The organism is Kurthia sp. Dielmo, from assembly GCF_000307285.2.
Lineage (GTDB): Bacteria > Bacillota > Bacilli > Bacillales_A > Planococcaceae > Kurthia > Kurthia populi.
Genome location: NZ_HE578956.1, coordinates 504,358 through 514,241, shown reverse-complemented (window position 1 = coordinate 514,241; position 9,884 = coordinate 504,358). Strand labels below are relative to the sequence as shown.

Genomic DNA, 9,884 nt, shown 5'->3' with positions numbered 1-9,884 from the left:
TGTTCAGAATCAAATAAAGAAACACGTTGTGATAAGCGCTTAACCGTCGCTGAAATGGTTTCTAGTGCGATATTTTGGCGATATTCACGTTGTTTTAATGTATCCCCTATTTGACGCTGTTGCTCCAACTCTGCTTCTTTTAAACCGACACGTTTTTCTAGTTCTTTCACTGTTTGTTCTGCTGCTAAGATAGAGACTTGCAATTTATCTACATTGTCTGTTAACTGTTCTAATTCTGCTTTACGACTAAATACAGCGTTTTGTTTATTTGTCGATCCACCCGTCATTGAACCACCAGCATTTACGACATCGCCTTCTAATGTAACGATACGGTAGCGATAATGACATGCGTTTGCGATAGCTTTAGCGCCGTCCAAATCTTTGGCGATAATAACATGCCCTAATAAATGAGCAACAATCGTATCAAACGTTTCTTCTGCTTCAACAAGTTTATCAGCTGTGTTGATAAATGATGGATGTCCCGCTACACGCGTTAATACATCTGTTGGAATTTGACGCGATTTCATAATATTCTTCGGTAAGAACGTAGCACGTCCACCGTTATGATTACGTAAATAATGAATCGCTTGGCTCGCATGTTTATCCGTTTCCGTAATAATATGCTGTGCTGTTGCACCAAGCGTTGTTTCAATAGCAGTTGCATAAGGAGCCGGCACTTGCAACATTTCGGCTACAGCGCCATGAATACCTGTTAAACGATTTTCATCACGAGCTTGTAAAATCATTTTAGGACCTTTATAAAAGCCTTCAAAATTTGATGATAGCTCTTCTAACGTTTCTTTACGTCCTTGCATGGTTTTCAATTGATTATAGCCTTGATAAAGCATGTCTCGTTTTTTCGAATACATGTCACGTAATTTTTTATACGTCTCTTGTGATTCTTTATAACGTGCTAATTGCTCAGCTAATTCATTCGAAATGGCTTCTAGTGATGCCGCAGCTTGTTCTTTTTCTGCGTTATGACGACGTAACTCTTCAATTGTTTCTCCAGAAGCGGATGACATTTTTGTTGTCTCTGCTTGCTCTTGTTCCAATTGACGAATAATATTTTTTAATTCGTTATTTGTGGCAGCACGCTCACTTAAACGATCAACATAAACATTTTTAAGTTGTTCAATTTCACGCTCAATTTCAGATGTAGAACGTTCCAAAGTTTGTGTCATCTGCTTTACTTCTTGACGAATCTCTTTAAACGCAACGTCATACTCTGCTAGTTGTTGTGCCTTTACTTCTTTCAAAGCAGCATCTTGTTCATATTGTATTTTGGCAGTTTGAATTGATTTTTCTAAACTTGCTAGTTGTTGTGAAATATTTTGACGTTTTTGTAATAAGACCGCTTTACGTCCTTCATAGCGTTCTACATCTGTACTAACATCTACAAGTTCTGCTTGCTCTAAATCCAATGTTGTATCAATTGTTTGAAGTGCTTCGCGATGCATACGTTGCTCTTTTTGAAGCGCTTCGATCTCTAATTGTTGTGCATTTCCTTTTTCGGAAAGAGTACTTTTTTGCACAGCCAATTGTTTGAAAGAAGTTTCTAACATTTCGATATCATGGATTAAGACAGCAATATCAATGCCTCGTAGTTCTTTTGTCATCGACACGTAGTCTTCTGCGGCAGATGCCTGAATACGCAACGGTTCAATACGTCCGTCTAATTCATGTAAAATATCGAGCACACGATTTAAATTATCATCTGTTTCAAATAGTTTATGCTCTGCTTTTTTACGTCGTTTTTTATATTTTAAAACACCAGCAGCTTCTTCAAAAATCGCACGGCGGTCGTCTGGTTTACTGTTTAAAATTTCATCAACACGACCTTGTGAAATAATTGAAAAAGCTTCTTTTCCTAGTCCAGAGTCTAAAAATAAATCTGTAATATCTTTCAAGCGACAGCTTTGTTTATTTAATAAATATTCGCTTTCACCCGAACGATAGACACGACGAGAAACGCTCACCTCATTATAAGAAAGTGGCAAGCGTTCATCTTCGTTATCTAGGATGAGCGTTACTTCTGCAAAGTTAAGCGGTTTGCGTGAGTCACTACCCGCAAAAATAATATCTTCCATTTTTGCACCACGTAGCGATTTCGCTGATTGTTCGCCAAGTACCCATCGAATGGCATCTATGACGTTACTTTTACCACTACCATTTGGACCGACTACCGCCGTCACTCCTGGCACAAAGTCAATTCCAATTCGATCGGCAAAAGATTTAAAACCAATCACTTCAAGCCGTTTAAGGAACAAAATAATACCCCCTACTAATCTTTTGCCTCATTAGTCTATACTGTTGTACATTCACGTACGTTCTGTTTGCTATTGGGCTTCGTTGTTATTTTTTTGCGTTTGTTGTTTTTTAAAAGCAACCATAGCACTTTGAGCAGCTCGTTGCTCAGCTTCTTTTTTCGATTTACCATTCCCGACACCTAACTCTGCACCACTTAACATGACTTGAGATACGAAAGTACGATTATGCGCTGGACCATTTTCTTTAATAATAGTGTATTGAAGCGCACCTGAGTTTGCTTGTTGCACCATTTCTTGTAATTGACTTTTAAAGTCCATTACATGTGAAAACATACCGAGCTCTACTTTTGGAAAAACGACTTTTTCCAAGAAGCCAACAACTGTTTCTAAACCTTGGTCTAAATATAAAGCACCGACAAATGCTTCGAAGCAGTCCGCAAGTAATGCTGGACGTTCACGACCGCCTGTAATTTCTTCCCCTTTACCTAGTAACACAAATTGTCCAAAATTTAGTTCGTTTGCAAAGATAACAAGTGACGGTTCGCAAACAATCGCTGCGCGAAGTTTTGTTAATTCGCCTTCTGTCATTTTAGGGAATTTCAGGAATAAAAACTTAGAAACAGTTAGCTCTAACACTGCGTCACCTAAAAATTCAAGACGTTCATTGTCTTCATATTGTTTGCGGCGATGCTCGTTTACATAAGATGAGTGTGTAAACGCATTGTATAATAAATTTTTATTACCAAAGTGTAAGCCTAAAATATTTTGTAATTTTTCAAATTTAGCGCGAGCCTGTTCAGGGATTGCACCGTTTTTTTGTGATAATTCTTCGATTTCCATCGTTCATCAACCTTCTTAGTTTACTAAATTAGTACTCTTTGATAGTGTACCTTTTTCTTGCGCAATGTGCAAAACATTAAAAAAATTTGTCACAAAAACATAACTTCCCTTGCAGCGAGCTACAAGGGAAGTTTAAGTATTTATTCAAAACAGCTTATGTGATTAAGCTTGTGCTTTCTCGATGAATGACACTGCATCACCAACTGTTTGGATTTTTTCAGCATCTTCATCTTCGATTTGCATATCGAATTCTTCTTCAAATTCCATTACTAATTCAACAACGTCTAGTGAATCAGCACCTAAATCTTCACGGAATGATGCTTCCGGTTTTACTTCGCTTTCGTCAACACCTAAACGGTCAACGACAACTTTGCTTACGCGTTCTAAAACTGTAGCCACAAAATACACCTCCTCTCAAAGACTAACTGGTATGACCAGTTTATGATTTCTAGCATAGTATAGCATTTTTCATCGGTGAATAAAAATAATATTTATTACATCACCATGCCGCCATCAACATGTAGTACTTGACCTGTCATGTAGCGACTTGCATCGCCTGCTAAGAACGATACCACATCTGCTATATCTTCAGGCTGTCCTAATTTTGCTAATGGAATTTGAGCTTCCATACCTGCTTTTGCCTCTGCTGGCATAGCATCTGTCATTTCCGTTTCGATAAAGCCTGGTGCAACAGCATTTACTAAAATATTACGTGCTGCTAATTCTTTTGCAGATGTTTTTGTTAAACCAATGACCCCCGCTTTAGACGCTGTGTAATTCGCTTGCCCAGCATTCCCAACAATTCCGACAACTGACGCCATGTTAATGATGCGCCCTGCACGTTGTTTCATCATTGGACGTGCTACAGCCTTCGTACATAAAAAGACTGATTTTAAGTTTGTATCGATTACTGCATCCCAATCGTCTTCTTTAAGACGCATTAATAAGTTATCGCGCGTAATGCCCGCATTATTTACTAGCACATCAATTGTGTCAAATGTTTCAAGCGTTGTATCGATTAACTTTTTAACATCGTCCGCTTCTGCAACATTTGCCTGAACGATAAGTGCTTCTACGTTAAATGCTTGTACTTCTTTAGCGACTGCTTCTGCACGTTCTTGAGAACCACTATAGTTGACAACAATATTGTAGCCGTCTTTTGCTAATTTCAAGGCAATTGCACGACCAATTCCGCGGGAAGCACCTGTTACGATTGCTGTTTTAGACATGAGACCACTCCTTTGCTTGTGTTAACACATCTTGTAATGATGCTTCATCATAAATACAGTATGTTGTTGCTTTACGATCTACTTTCTTCACTAAACCGCTTAATACTTTTCCCGGGCCACACTCAATAAATGTATCGACACCTTGTGCTAATAATTCACGAATTGACTCTTCAAAACGTACTGGTGAATACAACTGTTCCACTAATAATTTTTCAATCTCTTCAGGTCGCGTAACAGGCTTTGCCGTTACATTCGCAATAACCGGAATTTGCGCTTCGTGTAATTCAATCGCATCTAAGGCTGCTTTTAATCGTTCTGCCGCAGGTTTCATCAACGCCGAGTGGAATGGTCCACTAACGTTTAATGGTAATGCACGACGTGCGCCTGCTTCTTTTGCACGTTCACATGCTACTTCTACTGCATGTTTTGTACCAGAAATAACAATTTGACCTGGACAATTTAAGTTCGCCATTTGGACAACTTCACCAAGTTCTGCCGATACTGCTTCTGTCACAGCGCCAAGTTGTTCTGAATCTAACGCTAAAATAGCGGCCATAGTTCCTTCACCTGCAGGAACCGCCTCATTCATTAATACACCGCGCTTATGAACGATTTTCACAGCATCTTCAAAACTCATTACACCTGAAGCTACTAACGCGGCATATTCACCTAAGCTATGACCAATTGTGAAATCTGCTTTAATACCTGCATCTGCTAGTTGTTTTGCTACAAGTACACCAGTTGTTAAAAGTGCAGGTTGTGCATTGTATGTAAGTGTTAATTGATCTTCTGGGCCTTCTAACATAAGTGATGATAAATCATATGCTACAAGCGAATCCGCATCTTTATAGAAATTTGCGTAAGCACCTGTTAAGAGTTCAGCACCCATACCTACTTTTTGAGAGCCTTGTCCTGGGAAAAGAAAAGCAATTTTTGTCATGTTAATTCTCCTTTGAAATCGTAGAATCAATCGTTGCGCAGACATTATGTTTCACCATTTTTCGTGCTTGACGAATTGCACTGTAAAAACCTTGTGCATCTGATGAGCCATGCGCTTTAATAACTGGGGCCTTCAATCCAAATAATACCGCTCCACCATATTCTTTATAATCCATTTTATTTTTAATGGTTTTCAAGCTTGGTTTCATTAAAACCGCGGCTACTTTCGTTTTTGTTGATGACATAAAGCCCTCTTTTAATAAAGAGAACAATGCCCCAACTGACCCTTCGATTGTTTTTAATACCATGTTGCCAGTGAACCCATCTGTCACAACAACATCAGCGGCGTGATTTAATAATTCACGCGCTTCGACGTTACCGATAAAATTAATCGGTGCTTCTTTTAATAAATCAAAAGCATGTTTTGTTAAATCATTACCTTTTTTATCTTCTGTACCAATATTTAATAAACCTACAGTTGGGTTTTTTACGCCGCGCACTTGTTGCGCATAAATGCTACCCATAATCGCATATTGTACAAGATTTTCTGGTTTAGCATCTGCATTCGCACCTAAATCAAGCATATCAAAACCAGCATCATCCAATGTTGGTAGTGTTGTTGATAATGCGGGGCGGTCAATGCCGTCAATACGACGAACAATAAATAAACCAGCTGCCATTAAAGCACCTGTATTCCCAGCAGATACGCATGCTTCTACTTCACCATCAGCAACAGCTTGCGCTACACGCACCATTGAAGCATCTTTTTTACGACGAACGGAGCGCACTGGCTCATCTGTTCCTTCGATTACTTCTGTACAATGAATTACTTCTAAACGATTATGCTGTTTTAAAAAAGGTTTCATTTTCTCTTCGTCGCCATAAAGAACGATTTCTAAATCAGAAAAATCTTCAAGCGCTTTGTAGACACCTTCAATAATTTCTTTTGGCGCATTGTCGCCACCCATACCATCAATTGCAAATTTCATTTTATTCACCTTTACCTTTCGTACGGTACATTTCAAAATCTCCCGTAAACACTGTCGTACCATTTACTGTTGATGTCACACTTACAAATGTACGATTATTGTCATCACGACTTGTTACAGTTGCTTTTGCAATAACGCGATCTCCTGCATGTACAGGGCGCGTGAATGATAACGTTGATTTAACAGTTAACGCTAAATCGTCATCAATGACAGCGACCGCCAATGAATTTGCTTGTGCAAATAAATGGTGTCCTCGCGCAATATTATTACGCTGGAAAACATGATCCTCTGTCACATCAAAAATAGACAATGCTCGTTCATCTAACTCGATATCAATAATCTCACCAATGATTTCATCGAGAGGTAAAGTTTTTACTTCATTTTCAAAATTATGTGCTGCTACGTCTTTAATGCGTTCGCGTAACTCGGGGATAGATAATTCCATACGGTCTAATCGGATTGTTTGAACACTAACATTAAATTTTGTTGCCAGTTGATCATCCGTAATAAAAGGATTATCTTCAATAGTCTGTTTTAACAACTTTTGTCGTTCTTTTTTTGAATACTTCATCGTTTCAATATGCCGCTCCCTTTGTATTAGCACTTGGTACTAATATCAGTATATAAATATAAAAAGGAGAATGCAAGTATAAATTGCACTCTCCGCTTCTAATCAATGCGCTCACCCGTCATAACACCTGATTTTTCAAGTGATTCACGCAGTGGACCATACTCCTCGTCATGCCAAAATTCATTGGTATACACAAGGTTGTTCGCATCGCGTCGTGCTGTTTCTAATGCTCGATAATCATGAACTAAATCAGCCATTTTAAATTGTGGTATACCACTTTGTTTACGCCCAAAAAAGTCGCCCGGACCGCGAAGTTCTAAATCTTTTTCAGCAAGGCGGAATCCATCATTCGTTTCGGTCATAGAAATCATGCGTTCTTTTCCTTCTTCGCTTTTAGGATCCGCTACTAGTACACAATAAGATTGATGCTCCCCGCGCCCTACACGTCCTCTTAACTGGTGTAACTGTGCGAGGCCAAAACGCTCTGCATCATAAATAACCATAAACGTGGCATTTGGTACATTCACACCAACTTCGACAACGGTTGTTGATACGAGTACATTGATAGCACCTTCGCTAAATGACCGCATAACCGCATCTTTTTCATCGGCTGGTAAACGACCATGCATAAGTCCTACTGTAAATTTATCAGCAAAAATAGTTTGTAGCTGCGCATGAAGCTCCACTGCATTTTGGACATCTAATTTATCCGACTCCTCAATCAATGGACAAATCAAATAAGCTTGACGTCCTGCTGCCAATTCCTGCTCCATACGTTGTAAGACTAGATTGAACTGCTCCGCTTTCAGCCAATTTGTTTCAATTACTTTTCGCCCTGCTGGCATCTCATCAATAATGGATACATCCATTTCGCCAAAAGCTGTAATCGATAATGTACGTGGAATAGGTGTCGCCGTCATAAACAACTGATCAGGACTTTCTCCTTTTTCACGTAACACGCGCCGTTGGTTGACACCAAAGCGATGCTGTTCATCGGTAATCACAAGCCCTAATTTATGAAACGCAACATCTGGTTGGATCAATGCATGTGTACCAATTAACACATCAATGTCGCCAGTTGCTAAATCTGCTAATAATGCCCGACGTGCTTTTGCTTTCGTAGAACCAGATAATAACTCAACACGAACATCAAATGGCTCTAGCCAGCTTCGTAAATTTTCTAAATGCTGCTCTGCTAAAATTTCAGTAGGAGCCATTAAAGCACCTTGAAATCCTGCTGTCACTACTGCATAAAGGCCACTCGCTGCAACGACGGTTTTACCCGAACCTACATCACCTTGTAGTAAACGGTTCATTCGTTGTGGCGTTAGCAAGTCCTTACAAATTTCATTAACAACACGTTTTTGCGCCCCTGTTAAATCATATGGTAGAGCCGCAAAAAATGTGCGTAATTTTTCAACATCATAGTGAATCGCTAAGCCAGCCTCGTCTTCACGACGTACTTTACGAAGCGCCTGCATCTTTAGCTGAAAGACGAGTAATTCCTCGTATACAAAGCGTCTACGTGCTTGCTTTGCATGCATCGCATTTTGAGGGAAATGCACGCCTTCTAATGCTTCATGAATTCCTAATAGCTTATATGACTCTCGCAATTTTCCTGGCAAAGTTTCCGGTATCATAAATGCTACTTCATCTAATGCTTGTCTCATAAAATGACGGTATTTTTTTTGTGTTAATTTCCCTTTTAAGCTATAAACGGGTTCAAAATCTGCCTGTGCATCTTTCGGTCCAAAGTGAACTTGTGAACCACTAATTTGCTGACGGCCTTGATCCCATTTGCCAGTTACAGTAATAATCGCACCCGGCTCTAATTTATTTTTTAAATATGCTTGATTAAAAAAAGATACGCGAATCAAATGGTTGCCTACAAGCATTTTAAATTGTAAGCGTGAACGACCTTTGCCCATAAACATGACATTTGGTACACTTTCAACGCGTCCTTCCACTGTCACACGCTCATTGTGAGGGGTTTGTGCTAAATCTTTCAGTCGAAAATCTTCATGGCGAAACGGAAATGTCATAATTAGTTCTTCTATTGTATGGACACCCATCTGTTCTAAATTTTCGGCAGCTGTCTTCCCAACACCCTTAAGCTCTGTAACAGGGCTTTTTAAATCAATTGCCACTGTTCGCTACAGCTCCTCCAAAAATACGTTTTTCTAACCAGCGACCGGTTGGTGTAGCAGCCAATCCGCCTTGTGCCGTTTCACGTAGTGCAGAAGGCATCGTTTGACCAATTCGATACATGGCATCGATTACTTCATCTGTTGGAATGCGACTTTCAATCCCTGCTAATGCCATATCAGCAGCTACCATTGCATTCGCTGCACCCATTGCATTACGCTTTACACAAGGTACTTCAACTAGCCCAGCTACAGGGTCACATACTAAGCCTAGCATATTTTTTAGTGAAATGGAGAATGCATGTGCAGATTGTTGCGGTGTTCCACCTGCCATTTCAACAATTGATGCTGCCGCCATTGCAGCTGCTGAACCTACTTCCGCTTGGCAACCACCCGCCGCACCTGAAATAGACGCATTATTTGCGACAACAAAACCAAATGCACCTGCTGTAAATAAAAAACGTACCATTTGTTCATGCGTAGGATTTAATTTATTTTTAACCGCAAATAACACACCCGGTACAACCCCTGCTGAGCCTGCTGTTGGTGTGGCGCAAATCATGCCCATCGCGGCGTTTACTTCGTTCGTTGCAACAGCTTTGCTGACAGCATCTAATAAGAAATCTCCGCTCAATCCTTTACCAGACTGAATGTATTTTTGCATTAATACAGCATCGCCACCTGTTAGACCAGTAACCGATGTGACACCTTTTAATCCACGTTCAATTGCTTGGTCCATAACTTCTAAGTTACGTTCCATTTGGGTAAAAATTTCTTCACGCGTACGTTCAGACATCCCCATCTCTTGCTCAATCATAATCTCTGATAATAATTTATTTTCATTTTCTGCGCGTTCGACTAATTCACGAACGTTACGAAATAACACTTCCATCTTCATTCCT

At 39.7% G+C, this 9,884-nt stretch carries 9 protein-coding genes; all 9 read right to left on the bottom strand.

The genetic code is table 11. From position 1 onward, the window contains the following. Window positions 1-2,270 (bottom strand): chromosome segregation protein SMC (smc, locus tag KTHG_RS02860; protein WP_083851421.1); only part of this gene is annotated, 2,270 nt, incomplete at its 3' end. Window positions 2,271-2,339: 69 nt separating this feature from the next. Continuing rightward, window positions 2,340-3,110, bottom strand: coding sequence for a ribonuclease III (rnc, locus tag KTHG_RS02855; protein ID WP_020189416.1), 771 nt, complete (start codon window positions 3,108-3,110; stop codon window positions 2,340-2,342). A gap of 162 nt (window positions 3,111-3,272) precedes the next feature. Continuing rightward, on the bottom strand, window positions 3,273-3,509 hold the full coding sequence (locus KTHG_RS02850; RefSeq protein ID WP_020189415.1) for an acyl carrier protein: 237 nt from the start codon (window positions 3,507-3,509) through the stop codon (window positions 3,273-3,275). A gap of 95 nt (window positions 3,510-3,604) precedes the next feature. Further along, window positions 3,605-4,339 carry a 3-oxoacyl-[acyl-carrier-protein] reductase gene (fabG, locus tag KTHG_RS02845; RefSeq protein WP_020189414.1) on the bottom strand — a complete coding sequence of 245 codons (735 nt, stop codon included), beginning with the start codon at window positions 4,337-4,339 and terminating at the stop codon, window positions 3,605-3,607. Then, window positions 4,332-5,279, bottom strand: a complete 948-nt coding sequence (fabD, locus tag KTHG_RS02840) for an ACP S-malonyltransferase (protein ID WP_020189413.1) — start codon at window positions 5,277-5,279, stop codon at window positions 4,332-4,334. The genes fabG and fabD overlap by 8 nt, the downstream gene beginning before the upstream one ends. Window position 5,280: 1 nt before the next feature. Next, window positions 5,281-6,267: a phosphate acyltransferase PlsX gene (gene plsX, locus KTHG_RS02835; RefSeq protein ID WP_020189412.1), complete on the bottom strand. Its 987-nt coding sequence runs from the start codon at window positions 6,265-6,267 to the stop codon at window positions 5,281-5,283. 1 nt (window position 6,268) lies between these two features. Continuing rightward, window positions 6,269-6,838, bottom strand: a complete 570-nt coding sequence (gene fapR / locus KTHG_RS02830; protein ID WP_020189411.1) for a transcription factor FapR — start codon at window positions 6,836-6,838, stop codon at window positions 6,269-6,271. A 98-nt stretch (window positions 6,839-6,936) separates the two neighbouring features. Beyond that, the gene (recG, locus tag KTHG_RS02825; RefSeq protein ID WP_020189410.1) at window positions 6,937-8,985 is read right to left on the bottom strand and encodes an ATP-dependent DNA helicase RecG; all 2,049 of its coding nucleotides are present in this window, start codon (window positions 8,983-8,985) and stop codon (window positions 6,937-6,939) included. Next, window positions 8,975-9,874: an L-serine ammonia-lyase, iron-sulfur-dependent, subunit alpha gene (sdaAA, locus tag KTHG_RS02820; RefSeq protein WP_020189409.1), complete on the bottom strand. Its 900-nt coding sequence runs from the start codon at window positions 9,872-9,874 to the stop codon at window positions 8,975-8,977. The genes recG and sdaAA overlap by 11 nt, the downstream gene beginning before the upstream one ends. Between the last annotated feature and the right edge of the window lie 10 nt (window positions 9,875-9,884).

Excerpts from the sequence above, each read along its gene's own strand:
- fabG (WP_020189414.1), bottom strand. The coding sequence starts at position 4,339 with ATGTCTAAAACAGCAATCGTAACAGGTGCTTCCCGCGGAATTGGTCGT.
- plsX (WP_020189412.1), bottom strand. The coding sequence starts at position 6,267 with ATGAAATTTGCAATTGATGGTATGGGTGGCGACAATGCGCCAAAAGAA.
- rnc (WP_020189416.1), bottom strand. The coding sequence starts at position 3,110 with ATGGAAATCGAAGAATTATCACAAAAAAACGGTGCAATCCCTGAACAG.
- fapR (WP_020189411.1), bottom strand. The coding sequence starts at position 6,838 with ATGAAGTATTCAAAAAAAGAACGACAAAAGTTGTTAAAACAGACTATT.
- fabD (WP_020189413.1), bottom strand. The coding sequence starts at position 5,279 with ATGACAAAAATTGCTTTTCTTTTCCCAGGACAAGGCTCTCAAAAAGTA.
- sdaAA (WP_020189409.1), bottom strand. The coding sequence starts at position 9,874 with ATGGAAGTGTTATTTCGTAACGTTCGTGAATTAGTCGAACGCGCAGAA.